The organism is Alkalibacillus almallahensis, from assembly GCF_011761495.1.
GTDB classification, from domain to species: Bacteria; Bacillota; Bacilli; order Bacillales; family Alkalibacillaceae; genus Alkalibacillus; species Alkalibacillus almallahensis.
In genome coordinates this window covers 1-20,197 of sequence record NZ_JAASRU010000016.1, presented here as the reverse complement: position 1 = coordinate 20,197, position 20,197 = coordinate 1, and the positions used below count along the sequence as shown (strand labels likewise).

At 37.3% G+C, this 20,197-nt stretch carries 21 protein-coding genes and 1 pseudogene; 17 read left to right on the top strand and 5 right to left on the bottom strand.

Annotated features, from left to right (window positions below; genetic code table 11):
- Nucleotide 1: 1 nt before the first annotated feature.
- Nucleotides 2–1,222 carry an MFS transporter gene (locus FHR85_RS12605; RefSeq protein WP_167263808.1) on the bottom strand — a complete coding sequence of 407 codons (1,221 nt, stop codon included), beginning with the start codon at nucleotides 1,220–1,222 and terminating at the stop codon, nucleotides 2–4.
- A 123-nt stretch (nucleotides 1,223–1,345) separates the two neighbouring features.
- On the opposite strand from FHR85_RS12605, the gene FHR85_RS12600 reads away from it, so the two are divergent.
- On the top strand, nucleotides 1,346–2,449 hold the full coding sequence (locus FHR85_RS12600) for an NAD(P)/FAD-dependent oxidoreductase (RefSeq protein ID WP_167263806.1): 1,104 nt from the start codon (nucleotides 1,346–1,348) through the stop codon (nucleotides 2,447–2,449).
- A gap of 45 nt (nucleotides 2,450–2,494) precedes the next feature.
- On the opposite strand, the gene FHR85_RS12595 is transcribed toward FHR85_RS12600, so the two are convergent.
- Nucleotides 2,495–2,893, bottom strand: a complete 399-nt coding sequence (locus tag FHR85_RS12595) for a hypothetical protein (RefSeq protein WP_167263803.1) — start codon at nucleotides 2,891–2,893, stop codon at nucleotides 2,495–2,497.
- 166 nt (nucleotides 2,894–3,059) lie between these two features.
- On the opposite strand from FHR85_RS12595, the gene FHR85_RS12590 reads away from it, so the two are divergent.
- The 9 genes from FHR85_RS12590 (at nucleotide 3,060) to FHR85_RS12550 (ending at nucleotide 10,254) form a co-directional block, all read left to right on the top strand.
- Complete coding sequence (locus tag FHR85_RS12590; RefSeq protein ID WP_167263801.1) at nucleotides 3,060–3,233, top strand: tRNA U-34 5-methylaminomethyl-2-thiouridine biosynthesis protein; 174 nt, start codon at nucleotides 3,060–3,062, stop codon at nucleotides 3,231–3,233.
- Between the two features lie 280 nt (nucleotides 3,234–3,513).
- Nucleotides 3,514–4,272: a metal ABC transporter ATP-binding protein gene (locus tag FHR85_RS12585; RefSeq protein WP_167263799.1), complete on the top strand. Its 759-nt coding sequence runs from the start codon at nucleotides 3,514–3,516 to the stop codon at nucleotides 4,270–4,272.
- A complete protein-coding gene (locus FHR85_RS12580) occupies nucleotides 4,272–5,141 on the top strand; it encodes a metal ABC transporter permease (protein WP_167263797.1) in 870 nt (289 codons plus the stop codon). Before FHR85_RS12585 ends, FHR85_RS12580 begins: the two co-directional genes overlap by 1 nt.
- 11 nt (nucleotides 5,142–5,152) lie before the next feature.
- A complete protein-coding gene (locus FHR85_RS12575) occupies nucleotides 5,153–6,055 on the top strand; it encodes a metal ABC transporter solute-binding protein, Zn/Mn family (protein ID WP_167263795.1) in 903 nt (300 codons plus the stop codon).
- Between the two features lie 138 nt (nucleotides 6,056–6,193).
- Complete coding sequence (locus tag FHR85_RS12570; RefSeq protein ID WP_167263793.1) at nucleotides 6,194–6,811, top strand: hypothetical protein; 618 nt, start codon at nucleotides 6,194–6,196, stop codon at nucleotides 6,809–6,811.
- Nucleotides 6,812–6,880: 69 nt separating this feature from the next.
- Nucleotides 6,881–7,096 carry a hypothetical protein gene (locus FHR85_RS12565; protein ID WP_167263790.1) on the top strand — a complete coding sequence of 72 codons (216 nt, stop codon included), beginning with the start codon at nucleotides 6,881–6,883 and terminating at the stop codon, nucleotides 7,094–7,096.
- Nucleotides 7,097–7,675 (top strand): hypothetical protein, encoded by a 579-nt coding sequence (locus FHR85_RS12560; RefSeq protein WP_167263788.1) that lies wholly within the window; start codon nucleotides 7,097–7,099, stop codon nucleotides 7,673–7,675. It abuts the gene before it with no gap.
- A gap of 235 nt (nucleotides 7,676–7,910) precedes the next feature.
- Nucleotides 7,911–9,839 (top strand): sensor domain-containing phosphodiesterase, encoded by a 1,929-nt coding sequence (locus tag FHR85_RS12555; protein ID WP_167263786.1) that lies wholly within the window; start codon nucleotides 7,911–7,913, stop codon nucleotides 9,837–9,839.
- Between the two features lie 142 nt (nucleotides 9,840–9,981).
- Entirely contained in the window at nucleotides 9,982–10,254 is a 273-nt protein-coding gene (locus FHR85_RS12550) for a DUF3219 family protein (RefSeq protein WP_167263784.1), read from the top strand.
- Between the two features lie 38 nt (nucleotides 10,255–10,292).
- Here FHR85_RS12550 and FHR85_RS12545 read toward each other — a convergent pair whose 3' ends face one another.
- Nucleotides 10,293–11,018 (bottom strand): 3-ketoacyl-ACP reductase, encoded by a 726-nt coding sequence (locus FHR85_RS12545; RefSeq protein ID WP_167263782.1) that lies wholly within the window; start codon nucleotides 11,016–11,018, stop codon nucleotides 10,293–10,295.
- A 222-nt stretch (nucleotides 11,019–11,240) separates the two neighbouring features.
- On the opposite strand from FHR85_RS12545, the gene FHR85_RS12540 reads away from it, so the two are divergent.
- The 3 genes from FHR85_RS12540 to FHR85_RS12530 all read left to right on the top strand — a co-directional run bounded on the left by FHR85_RS12540 (nucleotide 11,241) and on the right by FHR85_RS12530 (nucleotide 15,243).
- Nucleotides 11,241–12,764: an AbgT family transporter gene (locus FHR85_RS12540; RefSeq protein ID WP_167263780.1), complete on the top strand. Its 1,524-nt coding sequence runs from the start codon at nucleotides 11,241–11,243 to the stop codon at nucleotides 12,762–12,764.
- Between the two features lie 153 nt (nucleotides 12,765–12,917).
- Complete coding sequence (locus tag FHR85_RS12535) at nucleotides 12,918–14,501, top strand: peptide chain release factor 3 (RefSeq protein ID WP_167263778.1); 1,584 nt, start codon at nucleotides 12,918–12,920, stop codon at nucleotides 14,499–14,501.
- 268 nt (nucleotides 14,502–14,769) lie between these two features.
- A complete protein-coding gene (locus FHR85_RS12530) occupies nucleotides 14,770–15,243 on the top strand; it encodes a universal stress protein (protein WP_167263776.1) in 474 nt (157 codons plus the stop codon).
- 47 nt (nucleotides 15,244–15,290) lie between these two features.
- Here FHR85_RS12530 and FHR85_RS12525 read toward each other — a convergent pair whose 3' ends face one another.
- On the bottom strand, nucleotides 15,291–16,244 hold the full coding sequence (locus FHR85_RS12525) for a glycine betaine ABC transporter substrate-binding protein (RefSeq protein WP_167263774.1): 954 nt from the start codon (nucleotides 16,242–16,244) through the stop codon (nucleotides 15,291–15,293).
- Between the two features lie 325 nt (nucleotides 16,245–16,569).
- Here FHR85_RS12525 and FHR85_RS12520 point away from each other — a divergent pair, with 325 nt between their 5' ends.
- Complete coding sequence (locus FHR85_RS12520) at nucleotides 16,570–17,082, top strand: type 1 glutamine amidotransferase domain-containing protein (protein WP_167263772.1); 513 nt, start codon at nucleotides 16,570–16,572, stop codon at nucleotides 17,080–17,082.
- Between the two features lie 263 nt (nucleotides 17,083–17,345).
- Here FHR85_RS12520 and FHR85_RS12515 read toward each other — a convergent pair whose 3' ends face one another.
- Nucleotides 17,346–18,113 (bottom strand): SDR family NAD(P)-dependent oxidoreductase, encoded by a 768-nt coding sequence (locus tag FHR85_RS12515; protein ID WP_167263770.1) that lies wholly within the window; start codon nucleotides 18,111–18,113, stop codon nucleotides 17,346–17,348.
- Nucleotides 18,114–18,311: 198 nt separating this feature from the next.
- Between FHR85_RS12515 and FHR85_RS12510 the strand changes: the two genes are divergently transcribed.
- The 3 genes and pseudogenes from FHR85_RS12510 to FHR85_RS12500 form a co-directional block, all read left to right on the top strand.
- Complete coding sequence (locus FHR85_RS12510) at nucleotides 18,312–18,824, top strand: universal stress protein (RefSeq protein ID WP_167263768.1); 513 nt, start codon at nucleotides 18,312–18,314, stop codon at nucleotides 18,822–18,824.
- Nucleotides 18,825–19,093: 269 nt separating this feature from the next.
- On the top strand, nucleotides 19,094–19,315 hold the full coding sequence (locus FHR85_RS12505; RefSeq protein ID WP_167263766.1) for a hypothetical protein: 222 nt from the start codon (nucleotides 19,094–19,096) through the stop codon (nucleotides 19,313–19,315).
- Nucleotides 19,316–19,529: 214 nt separating this feature from the next.
- Nucleotides 19,530–20,102 (top strand): annotated as a pseudogene (locus tag FHR85_RS12500) (CNNM domain-containing protein); the annotation flags it as partial.
- Nucleotides 20,103–20,197 lie beyond the last annotated feature (95 nt).

Genomic DNA, 20,197 nt, shown 5'->3' with positions numbered 1-20,197 from the left:
GTTAACGCGCTTGTTTTAATGAAGTGGCTTTTACGACGAGAATAACACTAGTTAATAGACCAATAATGGCTGTTGCGGCTAGAACAGTGTGGATGGATATACCAAAGCCGACAAACAGCGATACAAAGGCAAATGCAACAGGGGCGACCCCTTCAGAAGCAACGGTAGCAATACTCATCACACGACCTTGTTTATCAAAGGACGTATATTCTTGAATAACACTCAAAGATTGTAAGTAAACAATCATCGCCGTAAAACCAGCGACCGCAGCTAAAATCATTAGGGCAGGTAAAATTGTCATTTGACTAAAGATTAGAAAGCCAATCATTGTTATGACTAGAGTTAATAATATCATTCGACCACGTCGACTGCTTGCTGCTAAACGGTAAACAATAATACTGCCAGAGAATGTTCCGACTGATAAACCAACTTCAAGCATGCTTAATTGAAAGGCTGAGCCACCAATTGAATCAATAATTAACGGAAAGCTAATAATAATAGGTCCAATTACAAATAAGTTAACGGCACTAATGGTCATAATCCCTGATGAAATAATCGGTGAATCTTTTATGTAGCGCAACCCTAGAATAAAATCGTTTTTAACCTCACGCAATTCAGTTTGGCCGGTAGGTTTAGCGTCTTGGATAAAACCAGGGTAGACAAATATAACTGATAAAGCGACGAAACAAGCTGCAACTGACACAGTCACACCAAATGTAGAGACCGTGAGAAGTCCGCCTGCAATGACAGGACCAAACATAAACATGAGTTCAATTGATCCATGAAAGAGTGAGTTAGCACGTTGAATATTTTGATGACCTACCAAATTAGGAATTAAAGCTGTCACAGCAGGGTAGAAGAAGGCATCTAAAAATCCAAATAAAAAAGTGATAACAAACAAGCCCAAGATTCCGAGTTGATCAAGACTAATGAAGATAGCCATCGCGCTAATTAACACGGTTTGTAGCAAGTTTGTGATAAACATAATTTGTGATTTCTTGATACGGTCTGCAATAACCCCACCTAAAATCATCATCAAAACGCGTGGTATAGTGATCATCATAAGGACAACGCCAACAAGCGCTGGACGTTCTAAAACATCGATGACAAACCACGACGTCGTTAAAAACAACATCGCAAAGCCAAGCATCGCAAAGATCCCGGCGGACCAGACGAGTAAAAATGGTTTATTGTTCCGTAGTCGGTTTGGGGCTTCTGTCATGTTGGATTGTCCTTTCGTTCATGTATTTCCGGCTATCATAACATAGATGAAGGGTTATTGACTTTTAGGATGACTTCCATCCTGTTAAACTAAAACAAGACATAAGATGCAAAGGAGATAAATATGACGCATTACCTCGTGGTTGGCGCTGGTATTTTAGGTTCTTCAGTTGCTTACCATTTAGCTAAAGCAAACCAACAAGTCACGATTATTGACTATCCGAATAATGGCGAAGCAACACGTGCAGCGGCAGGAATCATTAGCCCATGGTTATCCCAAAAACAAAATGAAACGTTATATCAATTATTAAAGCATGGTGCAGCCTATTATCAAGAGCTTAACGCTGAATTAAACACTCTCGGTATTCAAGATACGAGTTACAAACAAGTCGAATCCATTCATTTACATAAAAGTGAAGATAAATTGGCGAAGATGGTGGATGACACGATTGCGAGGAAAAAAGACGCTCCAGAAATAGGAGATGTCCAGCAATTATCAGAAGAAGTTGTAGCCGAATCAACGCCTGTCATGACTAGAAATATGGGCGGTATAAAAATTTCCGGTGGCGGACGTGTCAATGGAGCTGTTTTTCGTGATGCGCTATTAAACGGTGCTGAAATTCATGGAGCAGATATCATCAAAGGTGAAGCAATCCTTAACAATGATGGGGCTACAGTAACAGTTAATGGTCAAAGAATTGAGGCTGATCAACTGATTATTACGAACGGCGCATGGGCATCTTCATTCTTGAATAAGTCTGAAAATCATTTAGATATTAAGTCGACGAAAACACAAATCGTCCAGCTTCAACTACCTGGGTATCAAACGGAAGACTGGCCTGTCGTGATGCTTCCGAATAATAAGTATATCGTAGGTTTTAAAAACGGAATCGTCTCAGTCGGGGCTGAACATCGTGATAATCATGATTTTAACCCGACAGTTGATGCATCGAGTATTCATGAGATTTTAAAAGCTGCATTCAAATTTGCGCCTGGTTTAAAGGAAGCGCATTTTATTGATGCTAAAGTCGGCTTTAGACCGCAAACCAATCATAATAGGCCTGTTTATGGCTTTTTACCTCACAACCCATCAATTTACGTGGCAAATGGACTGGGGGCATCTGGTATGACAAGCGGACCATTTATTGGAGCGGAAATCTCGCGCCATTTATTAGGACAGCAGACTGTGTTATCTCAAGTTGATTTCGATCCAAAGGAACAAGGATGAGACGATAAATGATGGGGTGAAGTCGTTCTTTAGAGTGACAAGTTATTATTCAGAACCTAATTTTCCCATAGCCCACGTTAGGCTGATTTTTACATGATAGAAAATGAGAGCTGCAATTACACCTAAAACTGCGAATATTCTAGCATCAAAAACAAAACCTTGATCGATCATTAAAAGTAGTAAAAAAGGATTCGTGATCAAACCGCCGAGTGCATAGAGTAATAGATTCCCCCAGTAAGTAGACCGATTTAGTCTCGACATAATCCAATCGGCTAAATACGAGTAAGGAATTCCGGCAATGAGTAGAGAACCCAAGGCATATACCCCTACAATAAATGCCTCCATCCAAAAGGGATTAACCCAATCAGTTAACCATAAGGTCGTTCCAATTGAAAAAATAACGGCTGATAAGATCGCTGTGAGAAAGCGTGTTAAAAGGTCCATTTTAATTCCTCCTAGATCAATATCGTTCATAGCATCAACCACCAATAAATAACTGGTATTTATTGGTGAATTGTTAAGTGAAACTTACAAAGTAAAAATGCACTATCAGCTATATATCTTATTGAAAGATTATTATGATCATATTCTAAACGAATGGGGTGATATGATGAAGCACACAGTTCTATTAGGTATTTTAATTGGATTTACGGCTGTTTTTCTTATCTGGGGTGTTTTCACAGAGGAGTTTGATTGGTCTTGGTGGATCGGTATGCTTATTGGTGGCTTGATTGGTTATATTGTAGCATATAATTTGTGGAATAAAATGAAACAGTCAAAATAATTGTGTTGGGATGCAATCGAAATAAATCGTATATTATAACCTATGTCAGTTTTAAAAATTAATCAAAAAACCACAGCTTGTTCTCGGTTGATAGGATTACAATCAACTTAAGAACAAGCTGTTTTTTTGTGTCAAGCTTTCAAAATTGCCAGAAAAAATTTGTGCAAAATGGTTGCTATTTTTACCTTTTCAGCATTATAATATATTAAGAATTTGCCCTAGGTAAAAAATTGTGCATGTATACAAAATAAATGATTTAACGCCAAAGGAGGCAAGTATAATGAGTAGTTCAGTAGATATTAACCATTTATCAGTGGCTTATCATGGTGAATGGGCATTAAAAGATGTATCATTTCAAGCCCCTAAAGAAGAAATAATTGGGATTATCGGGCCGAATGGTGCAGGGAAATCGACGTTGATGAAAGCTATTATGGGAATGGTGAGTGTGAATCAGGGAACCATTCGTGTGTTTGATCAACCTATTGATGAGGTCCGTTCAGATATTGCATATGTGCCACAACGTAATATGATTGATTTTGATTTTCCTATATTAGTAGAAGATGTAGTGATTATGGGGCGTTATCCACATATGAAATGGTGGCAACGTCCTGGTAAACAAGATCGCGAAAAAGCGATTGAAAGCTTGCGCCAAGTAGGGATGGAGTCATATCGTAAAAGACAAATTGGTGAATTATCCGGTGGTCAGCAACAGCGGGTGTTCATTGCGCGAGCATTAGCCCAAGAAGCTGACTTATTATTTTTAGATGAACCATTTGCAGGTATTGATTTAACATCTGAACAGATTATTATCGATTTATTGCGCCAAATTCGTAATCAAGGTAAGACTTTATTTATTGTTCATCATGATTTAAGTAAAGTAGAAGAGTATTTTGATCGTTTGATGTTACTGAATCAACGGTTAGTTGGATTTGGTCAACTTCAGGATGTGTTTTCACCTCAATTGATTAGCGAAGCCTATGAAGGGCAAGTCGCCACTATTAAAGGAAATAATAATGATGATATGGTGGTGGTTAAATAATGGAAAATATACAATTTTTCATATCAGGAGTAGCGAACTATCCGTTTTTACAAAATGCGCTTATGGCAGGCATTCTAGTCGGAATTGTTTGCGGGATTGTTGGGTGTTTTATTATCTTGCGTGGAATGGCACTCATGGGAGACGCCATTTCGCACGCTGTGTTACCTGGTGTTGTGATTGCTTATATGGTTGGTGTCAGTTTTTTTATCGGCGCGGTCATAACAGGTGTTTTAACAGCACTTGGAATAGGTTATATATCGCAAAATAGTAAAATCAAAGATGACTCAGCCATTGGCATTTTATTGTCAGGTATGTTTGCGATAGGGGTTATTTTAATTACCGCTATTGGAAGTATGGAAGTGGACATTTGGCATATCTTGTTTGGTAATGTTCTTGCCGTATCTGTCGGTGATTTGTGGATGACGTTTGGAATCACGATTGCTGTTATTGCGTTCGTCTTCTTGTTTTATAAACAACTACTAGTTAGTACATTTGATCCAACGATGGCGAAAGCAATTGGTGTACCAACCAAATTAATTCATTACTTGCTTATGTTTGTGTTATCACTTGTGACAGTGGCTTCACTTAACACAGTTGGTATTATTTTGGTTGTCGCAATGCTAATCACGCCTGGTTCAACAGCTTATTTATTAACTGATCGATTACCTGTTATGTTGGTGTTATCAGCCACATTCGGTGTTATTTCTGCTGTTACAGGTGTTTTCTATTCCTATATTTATGATGTAGCAACTGGGGCATCTATGGTTATAGTGGCAACTATTATGTTTATGCTTGCGTTCTTCTTCTCACCAAAACAAGGGCTTGTTGTGCGTTGGTTTCGCGACCGTTCAGCACAACATGCATCATAATGGTGATCGTTATGGTAAAACGTAAAATTATAATAGTTTTAATGGCCTTATTAATGATGGTGTTTACAGCTTGCTCACCACCAGATCAAGCAGAAAAAAGTGATGAGGATCAGATTCGTATTACAGTAAGTTTTTCTATTTTGGCAGATATAGTGAAGAATGTTGCAGGTGATAAGGCAGAAGTTGATCACATCGTTCCAAACGGAGGAGATCCTCATGAGTATGAGCCAGTACCAAGTGATCTACGAAGCGTCAGTGAATCGGATGTCTTTTTTGTTAATGGATTAAATCTAGAACAATGGATTTCATCTCTTGTTGAGAATGTTTCTGATACACCAATTGTTGAATTAACTGAAGAGGTTGAACCGATTGAGGTCTCTGAAGGTGTCCATGACCCTCATGCTTGGTTGGATCCAGATAATGTTAAATTATATGTCGATAAGACTGTCGAGCACTTGACTAAAATAGATCCGGAAAATGCTCCGACCTATGTATCAAATGCTGCTATTTATAAAGAAAAACTAGATATTTTAGATGAAAATATTCAAGCTCAAACCGAATCTGTTCCTGAAGATCAACGCACCGTTGTATTAAGTGAAAACGCCTTTGTATATTTTGGGGATGCTTATGGTTACGAAACTGCAGGTATTTGGGAGTTGAACTCGCACTCAGAAGGTACACCACGTCAGGTAGCTGATTTAGTTGATCGTTTACAAACCACTTCAGCACCTTATGTGTTCTTAGAATCGACGGCTAATCCAGTGCATATGGAGTCAGTATCACATGATTCAGGTGTGCCAATCTATGACCAAGGATTGTATACAGATGGCTTACCAATCGATAGCTCAATTGACACTTACTACGAAATGATGGAAGTTAACGCTCGTGCCATTACGAATGCCTTGAGTGAATAATTAGATTGATAACCACTTTAAACGATAGAGTTTAAAGTGGTTTTTTGTATAAGATTAAACGACTTAAACCCTCCCCATTTGAATATAAAACTTGTTACAATAGAAGTTAATTCGGAATTTAAAAGAGGAGTTACAGTTATGGTTTATCGTATACTTACTATTTTTTCGCTTTCATTTGGATTAGTTTGGGGGAGCTTAACCATTGTAGATGCTTATTCGGACCCGCTTAATGTTTTAACTGATGTAAATAATACAGGGTGGCAATTTGGTGCTGAAATTAATGAAAACCTATTATTGGAACATAATCAAGATCAAGCGGACTTTGAAACAGCCTTAGCCAGTAAATTGAATTTGGACTTAGAGCAGTCTGATGTAACAGGTTCAATGGCAATTACGTTAACAGAATTAAGGCATATGGAGGACACCAAGGCGATTGAAGGTGATGGTGAAGCGGCTTTTGAGTTTGGTGATTACACATTCACAATTCCATTTGAAGAACAAGAAATTTATCAAATTAAGCATAATGGCTCGTCTGTTCGAGCGTTGAGTTTAGATGAAGAATATGAAACAGCTAATGGAGAACCAGATATGATCAATATCAATGCATACTGGGAGCCTGACACGGATGAGGTCTATGTGGTGGGCAGCGTAGGATTTGTGACGAATTTAGCTGAAATTGTGTTCGGCGAAAAATTCATCACGCCTGAAAAGTTCAATCAATCCCAGCTCGTCGAAATTGAAGATAATAATGGCTAGGCGATATTTTGCTATATAATACTATTAATTAATCTAGTTTTATTCAGAAGAGATGTAAGGAGACTAAATATGTTTGAACGATTAAAACCGACGAGTCAATATGGACGAATTGGGCTATATACATTTATTATTGGAGCTATTTTATTTGTCGTGATTGAAAGTATTTTCACCTTATGGCTTAATCAATATCAAATTATTAGTTTAATCTTCTGGTTCATTGGTATGATTGGCGCTGTGGTTTATATTACAGATTTAATTAAACATCGAGAAGGGAAGGATGAGTAGTTGAAACAATGGGTTTCTTTAATAAGTCTAAGTATCATACTTGTGGCTTGCCAAAACAATGAGGAACCAAATCATGAAGCGCAAGTTGAACAATTAACGGAGCAAGTACAGGATCAAAATGAACAAATAGAAAAGCTTCAGGAGGAACTTGAAAAGAAAACTAGAGAATTACAACAGGAACGCCAGGACGAAGAAACAGTACAGGACAACTTTAGTGAAAGTAATGATGAACCTACTGAATCAACTAATTCTTCTGATCAAATAGCTAGAACGGAGAATTTTCAACTTCAAACGCCGCAGGAAGGGGCAAGCATTAGCGATACATTTTCTATCCAAGGCATGATCCGTTACGAAGCGGCTGGTTCTGTAAGAATAGAGTTAATAGATGCTGATGGAAATACGATAGAAGAAACTCAAATTGAGGAAGATTGGTTTACACAACCGACAAATGAACGAGAATGGACTGGGATTGAACTCAATCTTACGATCACTTCAACCATGACGCCAGGAGAAGGTAAGGTTGTGATTCATGATGATCTAGCTGAAGAAGAAGCTACAGTACCTGTTAAGCTTAAATAATTGTAAAAAATTGAATAGATTATAGGATATCTATTTTTATTTTTGTCGAATATTGGTATAATGTTGACTAATAACTAGTAGTTTTTAATCGTTTCGTCCTATCATTATTGGTCTTACCAATTTTAAGTTTGCTAAATTGTACACGGCTAAAGTCTTAATAATGAATGTAGATTATAACTAAACTATGTTTCATAAATTTGATTAAGTCAGTGTCGTGGAATTTGAGGTGACAGGATTGCTTAATTTATCACTAGAACAAGATCATCTCCAACATGCTATTGAACAAGGGCAATTCACGCTTGTCTACCAGCCGAAATTAAGTTTGAATACAGGTCACGTAGTAGGAGTTGAAGCTCTCATTCGCTGGAATCATCCAGAATACGGATGGATTTCACCAGCTGACTTCATCCCATTAGCGGAACAGAGTGGGACTATAACCGATATAACCAAATGGGTCTTAGGTGAGGCTTGTCGGCAAAATAAGGCCTGGCATGATCAAGGTTTTCCTAAGACTGTTATGTCCGTTAATATTTCACCGCTTGACTTTGAATCAACAGAATTATACCAATTGATTCTTGATACGTTAAATGAGACTGGATTAGATCCGAATCTGTTAGAAATTGAAATCACTGAAAATGTGATGTTGAATCATATCGATCATACGATTGAAACGTTAAAAGAAATAAAGCGTACTGGAATCCGAATCGCCGTCGATGATTTTGGTAAGGGCAATTCTACGATCAGATACATTCGCGATCTTCCAATTACAACGGTTAAGATTGATCGGTCATTTATGCAAGATATACCTTATAGCCAAAAAGAATCAACTGTCGTTAAAAATATGATTGAGCTATCTCATAATTTAGATTTAGAAGTAGTAGCAGAAGGTGTAGAAACGGAAGAGGTTGTGACGTTTTTATCTTTACATTCCTGCGACGTAGCACAAGGGTTTTTGTTTAGTAAGCCGATGTCACTTGATGACTATCAAGCATTGATTAAACAAACAGAATCCTATTCTAAAGAGCTCATTTATCGATTAGAAAAACATATAAATGTTAAGTCCGCTCAAATGAATGACCACCGCTTTAAATCACTATTTGAGCAGAACCCCGATCTTGTTTGTTCGTTCAGTTTAGAGGGGAATATCATTAGTGTAAATCCGACCATCCAACATATGCTTGGTCTTAAGCAGGAAGACGTTATGGATTCACATTTAGCTGCCTTCATTCGAGACTCCGATCAATTTAAAGCAATGCGACATTTTAAGGAAGTACTAAACGGTGAAACACCTGAAGCAGTCGAGTTAGATTTAATACATAGTAATGGTCATTATGTTCCGACAAATGCGGTTTGTTTTCCAATGTTATTAGGAGAACGAATCGTCGGAGTGTATAGTGTCATCAAAGATATGTCAAGGCAAAAAGAACTAGAACAAAAGTTAATCGAGAGCGAAAAGAAATATCGACTCATTACCGAGAACATGTCAGATTTAGTTGTGGTAGTGAATCGAGGGGGGAGCATCGATTACGCTTCACCTTCAAATGAAGATGCTTTTCAAATTAAACAAGAAGTTATCTTACAACAAAATATTATGTCGTTTATCGCCCCAGAGGATGTCGGTCATACATATGATGTATTTGATCAAGTTTTTGATGAGAAGGTAGCGCAATCAACGGAACTTCGGCTAAATGTGAATAACGGTAAAATTATTTGGATAGAAGCCCATGGAAGTCCTGTTTTCAGTGAAGATGGAAGTGTCGAACAAATTGTGGTCGTTTCTCGAGATATTACGAGGAAGAAACAAATGGAAGCCGAATTAAAAGCGGCTCAAGATGATTTGAAGAATACACTTGAGCGTCAATTAGGCATGACTTTTAAATATATTAAAACCCAAAGTGGATATGTGCACACTTTATGTGAAGGAGAATTGATGCGAAAGTTCGGCTATAAGTCAGAAGAAGTGGTTGGTTATACATTATATGACTTTTTACCGATAGAAAAAGCTAAGATGATTGCTTATTATTATGAGTCAGCATGGCATGGTGAGGATGTACACTTTGAATCAACGCTAAATGGAATTTCTTTTATCATGCAATTGAAGCCTGTTATGCACAATGATAAGGTTCTAGAAGTAATCGGGTCATGTGCAGAATTAACCAGATAATAATGATAGAAAGCTGGCGTTAACTAGAACGTCAGCTTTTTTGATCTCATTCACCATAATATAAATTCAAAACACATAATTTTACGGTTTTGTTTATGTTGAGCTATGATTAATACATCGTTTTATAGAAGGAGGATCAATTATGCAAGTCGATATTAATGATGTCTTTATCGATGTTGATCAATGTGAAGTGACGCAACATCAAGGCAAACAATTAATTAAACTTGATTTCCAAGTCACACATGAAGATTATCATGATATAACGGTTTTGTTTTATGAAAATGATTTTCGAGTTAAGATTCCTAGTGAGGGAATCGATCAACATGCTACGATTCATCGTTATTATACGTCATTTACAAATTTATATGTAGAAGGTAATGTAGGTGACTTCCACGTTGAGTTAATTGAAACCTAAATTAATCCCCGCTTGTTCTTACAAGCGGGGATTGTTAGTTAGAATGGATTGGTTGCCCATTGAAGTGATTGTTTGATAAACATGCGTTGGTTTAGTTTGAGTTGAGCTAACATGTATTCAGCTAAATCCTCAGGTTGAATGAATTTTTCAGGATCATTTTTCTCATCCAATTGCTCACCAAACGGTAGTTCTGTTGCGACTAAGCTTGGATTCATAGTAAACACTCGAATATTATAAGGTCTTACTTCCTGCATAAGCGATTCTGACATACCTTGGACAGCAAATTTAGAAGCGCTATAAGCAGAAGTGCCAGCTGTTCCTTTTAATCCACTACTTGATGAAATATTGATTATATCGCCACGTTCTTGTTCCATCATGTATGGTAGGACTGAACGAGTTACATGATACATACCAAAGACATTAACATCGAAAACACGTCGCCAGTCTTCTGGTGAAGTTTCTAAGAAGTTACCACTCATTGCCATGCCTGCATTATTAATGAGAATATCAGGTGTACCTAGCCTAGAAACAAGGTTTTTGATGGTTTGTTCGACAGCTTCTAAGTCAGAAACATCAACAATGCCAATCTCTGCGTTAACGCCATATTGTTCAATTTCTTTAGCAACATCATTAAGTTTGCTTTCTTGTCGAGCAATTAGACCAACATGGACACCTTCTTGTGCTAAAGCAATGGCTGTAGCGCGTCCAATTCCTTGGCTTGCCCCCGTAATGTAAGCGACTTTACCTTCCAATTTCTGACTCATACTCTCACTCCTTTTACGACTATAGCTATAGTGTAACCCCTAGAAGCGAGGAAAAGCAAAAAATAGCCACAACGCAGACAATAATATTACTAATTTTAACTCTATTGGGACAATTATATTTCCTCTTTTAATCACCAAACTTCTCATATATAATGACTTTTGTCTAAAGGCTATAATTGTCTAAATATTATTAAATTACTACACAAAGGAAGGTTATACATCATGGAACAAAAACGTCGTGGTATTTTCCAAAAGTTTTTGGATGGCATTGAACGTGTCGGTAATAAACTACCTCATCCGATTACGTTATTTGCGATCTTAGCTGTTCTAGTTGTTGTTATTTCGGCGATTGTGTCATCGCTTGGAATTTCAGTAGAACACCCTGGTGACGGTAGTGAAGTTACCGTCAATAATTTATTAGATAAAGAAGGCATACGCTATTTATTCGGTAGTATGGTCGAAAACTTTATCGGATTCGCGCCTCTAGGCGTTGTACTAGCTACCATGCTAGGAATTGGTGTTGCTGAACGTTCAGGCTTAATCAGTGCTGCATTACGTGGCTTTGTTATGTCTGTCCCTAATTTCTTAATTACGGGCGGTTTAGTATTCGCTGGTATTATGTCAAGTGTGGCTTCTGATGCTGGTTATGTTGTTCTACCACCATTAGGCGCTCTTATTTTCGCAGCGTTAGGTCGTCATCCACTAGCAGGACTGGCTGCAGCTTTCGCAGGTGTATCTGCTGGTTTTAGTGCTAACCTGTTCTTATCTGCTACTGATGCGATGCTAGGTGAGATTACGATTGAAGCAGCTTCTATTGTTAATCCAGACTATGCAGATACAATGAATATTGCAATGAACTATTACTTCATTGTTGTGTCAGTATTCTTATTAACACTCGTTGGTTGGTTTGTCACTGAAAAAATTGTTGAACCTCGCCTAGGAGAATATAAAGGCGAATATCGCGAGGAGTTAACAAACTTACAGAAGATTGAAGTGAAAGGTCTAATCTGGGCTGGAATTTCCCTTCTAGTAACGTCAATCGGCTTTGCGTTACTTGTATTATTACCAGATGCTCCACTGCGTGCGGATAATGGTGACATCATTCAGTCGCCATTTATGGATTCACTGGTACCGATCATTATGATTCTGTTCTTTATTCCAGGTTTAGTGTACGGAATCGTGACAAAAGAAATTAAGAATGATAAAGACGTTGCTGATCAATTATCAGATACAATGGCGTCCATGGGAATGTTCATTGTCTTAGCATTTACAGCAGGTCAGTTCGTTTCTTACTTTAATGAAACGAACATGGGACTTGTATTAGGTGTCTATGGTGCTGAATTTCTAGAATCCGCCAACTTTACTGGAATTCCATTAATTATAGGATTTATCCTAGTTGTCGGCTTTATTAACTTATTTATCGGTAGTGCGTCAGCCAAATGGGCTATGTTAGCGCCTGTATTCGTTCCAATTTTAATGGAACTTGGCTATTCACCAGAACTAACACAAATGGCTTATCGTATTGCTGACTCATCAACAAATATTATTACACCACTGATGACTTATTTTGCGATTATTATTGCCTTTGCACAGAAATATGTTAAGAATATGGGTATTGGTACTTTGATTTCTGTTATGTTCCCTTATTCAATCGCATATTTAGTGATTTGGACATTAATGTTAATCGTTTGGATGTTACTAGGTCTTGAATTAGGTCCTGGTTCACCAATTATGTATACTGAATAATATTGTTTTTAAGCCTCTCCAATATTGGAGGGGCTTTCTTTGTAGGCAAGGTTTAGTATTGTTGGAGGAAGTCGTTCGGGATTTTTCACTACAATGAGTTATTTGTTTATGTTAGGATATGAAAGGCTAAGTTAAGATAGAAAGGGTTAATATATGTCGATACAAGAAGAAGTACAAAAGCGTAAGACATTTGCAATTATTTCGCATCCTGATGCAGGTAAAACAACGTTAACAGAAACGATGTTGCTTTTCGGTAATCTAATTCGGGAAGCTGGTACTGTAAAAGGAAAGAAGTCAGGCAAATTCGCGACATCTGATTGGATGGAAATAGAAAAACAACGTGGAATTTCCGTGACATCAAGTGTGATGAACTTTCCTTATGAAGGTTATGAAGTTAATATTTTAGATACACCAGGTCACGAAGACTTCAGTGAGGACACGTACCGTACACTTACCGCTGTTGATAGCGTGGTCATGGTTATCGACTCAACGAAAGGGATCGAGGCGCAGACAAAGAAACTGTTTAAAGTTTGTCGTATGCGAGGGATTCCGATTTTCACCTTTTTCAATAAGGTTGACCGTGAAGGCCGTGAACCGCTTGATTTAATGGAAGAGATTGAAGAAGTCTTAGAGATAGAAACGTATCCAATGAATTATCCAGCAGGCATGGGTAAACGCTTCTTAGGGACATTTGACCGTCAATCAAATGAATTCGTCCGTTATTTACAAAATGGTGAGGAAGAGCGCGTGCCATATGATAAATTAGAGGCAGATGAGTATGCAGAGTTACGTCAGCGAGAAGAGTTTCAGATGGCTCAGGATGAAGTTGCGTTATTAGATGAAGCAGGCGAAAATTTTTCCCTTGATTCAGTTCTTGCTGGTGAGCAGACACCTGTTTTCTTCGGTAGTGCGCTTGCGCCATTCGGTGTAGAAACATTTCTTGATTCATTTATCGAAATGGCCCCAGCACCAGGTTCTCGCCAAACAACAGATGGCGTTATTCAGCCGACAGAGGAAGAGTTTTCTGGATTTATCTTTAAAATTCAAGCTAACATGAATCCGAATCATCGTGACAGAATCGCGTTCGTCCGTATCTGTTCAGGGAAGTTCACCCGTGATATGAGTGTGAAGCTATCGCGAACAGGTAAGACGATCAATCTAAATCAGTCACAACAATTTGTCGCCTCACAGCGGGGAACGATTGAAGAAGCCTATGCTGGTGATATTATTGGCATCTACGATCCGAATGTGTATCATATTGGTGATACGATTACTGAAAGCAAGACGCTGTTCGAGTTTGACGAACTACCTCAATTCCCACCTGAATTATATAAGACGGTGACGGCGAAAAATGTAATGAAGTCGAAACAGTTTTATAAAGGGATTGAACAACTTGTTCAAGAAGGCGCTATTCAGTTATTCAAGAAGTATCATACAGAGTCATTTATTATTGGTGCAGTCGGTCAATTACAGTTTGACGTGTTCCAATATCGCATGCAAAATGAGTATAATTCAGAAGTCATGTTAGAGGACATTGGAGAGCGAGTACCGAGATGGTTGAGACCTGATCAGGTTGATGAATCCATTTTTGACAGCCGAAGCACGCTTGTCCGTGATCGGGAAAATAATCCGGTCGTGTTATTCAAAAATGAATTTTCGTTAAACTTGTTTAAGGATCGTCATCCAGAAATAGAATTAATCGATCTATATGAAGTGAATCAATACGAACAAAGTTAACCTAATGAGTCGTAGCTAATAATAGCTGCGGCTTTTTATTTGTGACGATTACATGACTTATTAGGACAATAGGTTTAGTTGGGGCGAAAAAGGTGTATATGAATAATGAGAGGATGAATGAACCATTATATGATATAGAGATCTTGTTCATAATTGACTTATGCTCTGACCAATTATTTCACTCAGATCCTCCGAAAGACAGTTTAGTTCTTAAGCTAAATTGGAAGCATAGGAGAAATGCTTTGAAAATTAAGAGGAGGTTGTTGTAATGAAAACTTTATTCAATCATGTTTTATTGGCGTATGATGGTTCTCCTGACAGTCAAAAGGCACTGCAGATTGCAGAAGGAATCGTTAAACAAAGCGATGCCCGTTTATACTTAGTATTTGTTGAAGGACATGACCCGTATAATCATCCAACTCCATATGATAATGAAGCGCTTAATGATCCTGAGAAAAACATTCCGAACAAATCTCAAATGAATTCTTACGATGATGGCGAAAGATTAGCTGATCGTGTCATGGAACAAGCTAAGTCTGAAGTGTCAAAAGATATTGATGTAAGGTTTGATGTATTAACAGGGCCGCCTGAACGACGTATTATCCAATACTCTGAGGAAAATGATATTGATTTGATTGTGATTGGTAATAGAGGTCTAGGTGGATTAAAACGAATAGTCATGGGTAGTATCAGTCACAAAGTCTCGAATGATGCTCATTGTCCTGTTTTAGTGACGAAATAAACGAAAAAAGCTTGGACCTGTTTAATAGGTCCAAGCTTTTTAATCGTTTATTGTTCGATCCATTCGTTAACTAATTCTTGGTTGTTTTCTACCCATGTACGAGCACCTTCAATTGGCTCTTCAGCATTTTGTACAGCTGACATTAGCTCACCAATTTGCGTATCATTCATCTTCCAGTTCTTCAACCATTGAGTGAATTGCGGATATTCATCTCCGAATCCTTGACGTGTTGCAAAGTGAATTTTCTCAACGCCACCATAAGTTTCTTTTGGATCTTCTAAATATTTCAGATCATGTTTGGCGAAAATACTATGTGGATTCCAAAGTGGTGCCACAATCGGTTCTTCATTTTTAATTGCTTTATCGATTGCTGCGATCATAGCAGGCTCAGAACTTGGCATAAGTTCAAAGTTTAAACCGTATTCTTTGATCATTTCTTCAGTTACTTCCATGGTACCAGCACCAGAATCGAAGCCAGTAATTTCACCATCGAATTTCTCAGCATTTTCATTTAAATCTTCAATACTATTAATGTCTTCCATATATTCAGGTACAACAAGACCTACTTTTGCGTTATCATACCAAGTTGCTTCAGAGAAGAAAACTTGATCTTCATATTGATCTAAATAGTTAGCGTCTTGAACAGGTAACCAAACTTCTAGTCCTAAGTCTAATTCGTCATTAGCTAGAGCTTCCATTGTCGGTCCCATGTCTAAGTTAACAAGCTCAATATTGTAGCCTTGCTCTTCTAAGATAACTTTCCACATGTTTGTCACAGCGATGTTTTCAGCCCAGTTGATTTGGCCCATTTCAATCGTTTCTTGATTGACATCACTTTCGCTAGATTCGCTACCTTCACTATTTGATTCTTCATTTGATTCTTCGTTATTACCTTCTGATTGGTCTGATCCTTCAGATGATTCCCCGCCGCCACATGCTGCTAGGACGATTAAAACCATTCCTGTAAGGATAAGTAGTAATGCTTTTTTGTTGAAACGCATATGTGTTGTTCCTCCTCAGATTGTTAAAAATAAAGTTGATGTTATGTTGGCAAAGTGATTACAACCAATGTTGATTAGCATACATGATTCTGAATGTTTGTTCAACATTAGGTATGACGTGTCAATACGTCGATAAATAGTTTGCCATAAATCACCATCCTTTTAGTTGTTAAAAACGTTAAATTTTTTCTTTACAAAGTTTATAATAACATAGTCGGATATAATGTCAAACAATGTCGGGGAATTTTTTGATGAGTAGGTTTAAGACTAGTTGTTGATTGGGTATACCAAAGAATGTGACATTCAAAAAGGAGGTCATTAATTTATGGGTAAAAAAGTAGCAGCATTACTAACAGATATGGTAGAAGAAATTGAATTAACGGATCCAGCAGAAAAATTACGAGATGCTGGACATCAAGTTGATTTGATTGGCAAAGGAAAAGGTGAAACGATCAAAGGCAAAAACGGCCAAGAAATGACGCTTGATTATGGGGTTGATGACGTTAACCCAAGTGACTATGATGCATTATTAGTTCCAGGCGGTTTTTCACCTGATTTATTACGTATTGATGAAAAGAACGCGACATTTGCACGTCAATTCTTTGAATCAGACAAGCCAGTGTTTGCGATTTGTCATGCACCACAGTTCCTAGTTGATACTGATGAACTAAAAGGCAAGACACTAACAAGTTTTGTGTCAGTGCGCAATGACTTACGTAACGCAGGGGCTAAAGTAGTAGATGAAGAGGTCGTAGTCGATGGTAAATTTGTAACGAGCCGAACACCTGATGATTTACCAGCCTTTAATCGTGAAGCGCTAAAACAATTAGAAGGATAAAAGTGAAAGGAGGGGAGAGATCCTCTCCTTTTTATATGGTCAGAATCTTTATTAGATAAATCCTTTAATTTATGAGATTAGTACGCTTATTTATGAAATAAATTCTCTGATTTATGAGATAAATGTTTAGTTATTAAATAATCAAGTTGATTTATGAGATAAATTCGACCAGAAATTTAATAAAAGATAGCGGAAATTAAATAAATAGAATGTTCAATAGAAAACCCTACGCTAATGATTAATAGCGTAGGGTGATTAATGTTTTATTTTAATGATTTTGCTAGGAGCCGCTGAACCATTTTTCGAGATAGAATACGCGTAAATGCAATCAGGAATTTATATCGTTTGCCAGGGACTGATACATTTTTCTTTTTGAAAAGGGCATGATAACCGATTGAAGCAACTCTTTCGGGTGACATTGCTATATCGTTAAATGATTCTCCCATGGATTGCATATTGGCTTCGTTAGCAAAATTCGTTGCGGTTGGTCCAGGACATAGAGCGGTGACGGATAGATCGCCTTTTTTCTGAAGTTCGGTGTTAAGAGATTCAGATAATGATAAGACATAAGCTTTCGTTGCTGCATACGCACTCATCGCTGGGGTAGGGACAAAGGAAGCGATGGAGCCGATATTTAAAATTCTTCCATATTGAGAATGTACCATATCCTGTCCGAAATAATACGTTAAATTAGTAAGCGCGACCATATTAAGTTGTAACATTTGATTAAGACGGTCAAGATCAGTCTCGAGGAATAAGTCTTCTATTCCAAATCCAGCATTGTTCACTAAGGTATCCACATGATGCCCATCTTGATGAACACGATCATAAAGAGCTTTTGCAGCTTGGGGTTTGGCAAGGTCAAATGGAATAATCGTCACATTGGTGTGTGGGCTTAATTCTGCTTTAACTTCTTCTAGTTTATTTTCGCTTCTTGCGACTAGAATAAGGTTAAAATCATTTGCCATAAGTTTAGCGAGTTCATAACCAATGCCACCACTTGCGCCAGTGATTAGAGCGGTTCTTACCATGAATATTTCATCCTTTCATAAATACATTACTTAATAAGCGTAACACAACAAATTCCTATAAATCTTGTGATGTGTTCAGTGTGAGCAGTGATCGTTGATGTTGTATTATAAAACGATAGAACATGTGATCTAGAATGTTTAAGCGTCGTCGGCAAAGGATATACATAAAGTAGAACCCTTTAGAAGGAGTTGAATAGTATGAATCATGATTATGAAAAGATACTAGTTGCGTATGACGGTTCTAGCGATAGTATGAAAGCAATTCGTCAAGCAGAAAGTTTAGCAAAAGCGCATAACGCTTCCTTGAACGTCGTATACGTTCATGATCAAAATACACGAACGAAAGCAACGATGAATTCAGAACCTGTTTTCTCACACGGAGCGTCTATGATGCATAATACGACCAATTATGTGCCATATGTCCAATTCGGTGACTTTAACCCAACCGCAAACAAAGAATCGATTGGTAGTGAAGCTCAAAAGCTACTGGATGAAGTAGCTACCAAGGTTTCTGATGATATTAAAGAAGTCAATTATGAAACATTAGTAGGTGATCCCGCTAAAACGCTTGTCCAATATGCAGATGATCAGAAAATGGATTTAATTGTTATAGGAAACCGTGGTATTAGTGGTCTTCGTCAACTTGTGATGGGAAGTGTCAGTAATAAAGTGGCTAACGAATCAAATGTACCCGTCTTAATCGCAAAATAGTAAGTGTATGAGAGTAAAAGCTTGGCATTGTGCCAAGCTTTTATTATGTATTAAATTTTAATAAGTTAGCGAATAGTAGGCAGGGTTATTTCCCGGGCTATAATGTGAATGACGTTTCAAAAAATTAAATAGGTAAGAGGAAATCTTTAAAATTTTATCAATTAAGAGGGATTAAAGCGCCTGAAGACGAAATAGTGTTAAGAGATTAATTAGGAGCAAAACGGCAAAATTCTAAGAAATAAATATTTCATTGATGGAGTGTGGTTGGGGTGAAAAAATCAGGATTTGCACTATTGGTTGTATTAAGTGTGATGACAGGAATATTTATAAAAGGAATTTTTGAATGGTTGAACGTTAGCTTTTTCTCTGAAAATGTATGGGAATTAATGTTTGGTGAACCAACTATTATGTCAAAAGTCTTAGTTTTTTTGATAACAGGCTTAATTGCTTTTGCTGTTTTCTTTCCACTTTACAAAAAATTAGTTAATTAATGTTTGTTCACAAAAATTTTGAAAAAAGTGGTCTTATTTATGAGATAATTGCATCAAGTTATTTCATAAATAACAAGGTTTATGAGATAACTGAGATAGGTTTTGAAATAAAATTATGAATTTATTTCAAAACTTTAGGAGTTAATCGTGTTATGAGTGTATCTATTTGGGGAATAGATACATCAGTTTGATGATACATAAGGAGGCGCAACTATTGATTTTCGCAATCATTGCATTAATTTTTGTTTCATTTTTCTTTTCTGGGAGTGAAACGGCTCTTACAGCAACGAATCGAATGAAATTGCAAACACAAGCCCAAGAAGGAGATAAAAAGTCCGAAAAATTATTAAAACTGGTGCAGAAGCCGAATGAATTTATTACGGCAATCTTAATCGGTAACAATATTTCAAATATTATCTTGCCAACACTTGTTACAACCATGGCGATCCAATATGGGTTTGATGTTGCGATAGCGACAGCCATTTTAACGATTACGATTATTATTGTCGCTGAAGTGATTCCTAAATCCGTGGCAGCTACATTTCCAGATCGAGTCTCTTATCTTGTTTATCCTGTGATTAAAGCAGCTGTAATCATTTTTAAACCCATTACGGTTATCTTAAATTGGCTAACTGATACGATTACAAAAGTATTATCAAAAGGTGAAAAGCAACAATATTCTTTTTCAAAAGAAGAATTCAAGGCAATGATTGATATCGCGGATTCAGAAGGGACATTTCGTGATGATGAATCTTACCGCATTAAAGGGGCGTTAGATTTTCAAAACTGGTTCTAAGTCAAATGTTGGGGTGCTCTCTTAAGAGCACTCCTTACTTATGCCATTTGGCCTTGTATATCCTTATATTTATGATGCAATAAGAC

Bases quoted from the DNA above. Each gene is read 5' to 3' on its own strand.
- FHR85_RS12580 (WP_167263797.1), top strand. From the start codon at position 4,272: ATGGAAAATATACAATTTTTCATATCAGGAGTAGCGAACTATCCGTTT.
- FHR85_RS12575 (WP_167263795.1), top strand. From the start codon at position 5,153: ATGGTAAAACGTAAAATTATAATAGTTTTAATGGCCTTATTAATGATG.
- FHR85_RS12515 (WP_167263770.1), bottom strand. From the start codon at position 18,113: ATGGTAAGAACCGCTCTAATCACTGGCGCAAGTGGTGGCATTGGTTAT.
- FHR85_RS12605 (WP_167263808.1), bottom strand. From the start codon at position 1,222: ATGACAGAAGCCCCAAACCGACTACGGAACAATAAACCATTTTTACTC.
- FHR85_RS12530 (WP_167263776.1), top strand. From the start codon at position 14,770: ATGAAAACTTTATTCAATCATGTTTTATTGGCGTATGATGGTTCTCCT.
- FHR85_RS12525 (WP_167263774.1), bottom strand. From the start codon at position 16,244: ATGCGTTTCAACAAAAAAGCATTACTACTTATCCTTACAGGAATGGTT.
- FHR85_RS12510 (WP_167263768.1), top strand. From the start codon at position 18,312: ATGAATCATGATTATGAAAAGATACTAGTTGCGTATGACGGTTCTAGC.
- FHR85_RS12550 (WP_167263784.1), top strand. From the start codon at position 9,982: ATGCAAGTCGATATTAATGATGTCTTTATCGATGTTGATCAATGTGAA.
- FHR85_RS12545 (WP_167263782.1), bottom strand. From the start codon at position 11,018: ATGAGTCAGAAATTGGAAGGTAAAGTCGCTTACATTACGGGGGCAAGC.
- FHR85_RS12570 (WP_167263793.1), top strand. From the start codon at position 6,194: ATGGTTTATCGTATACTTACTATTTTTTCGCTTTCATTTGGATTAGTT.
- FHR85_RS12520 (WP_167263772.1), top strand. From the start codon at position 16,570: ATGGGTAAAAAAGTAGCAGCATTACTAACAGATATGGTAGAAGAAATT.
- FHR85_RS12565 (WP_167263790.1), top strand. From the start codon at position 6,881: ATGTTTGAACGATTAAAACCGACGAGTCAATATGGACGAATTGGGCTA.
- FHR85_RS12600 (WP_167263806.1), top strand. From the start codon at position 1,346: ATGACGCATTACCTCGTGGTTGGCGCTGGTATTTTAGGTTCTTCAGTT.
- FHR85_RS12535 (WP_167263778.1), top strand. From the start codon at position 12,918: ATGTCGATACAAGAAGAAGTACAAAAGCGTAAGACATTTGCAATTATT.
- FHR85_RS12585 (WP_167263799.1), top strand. From the start codon at position 3,514: ATGAGTAGTTCAGTAGATATTAACCATTTATCAGTGGCTTATCATGGT.
- FHR85_RS12540 (WP_167263780.1), top strand. From the start codon at position 11,241: ATGGAACAAAAACGTCGTGGTATTTTCCAAAAGTTTTTGGATGGCATT.
- FHR85_RS12590 (WP_167263801.1), top strand. From the start codon at position 3,060: ATGAAGCACACAGTTCTATTAGGTATTTTAATTGGATTTACGGCTGTT.
- FHR85_RS12595 (WP_167263803.1), bottom strand. From the start codon at position 2,893: ATGGACCTTTTAACACGCTTTCTCACAGCGATCTTATCAGCCGTTATT.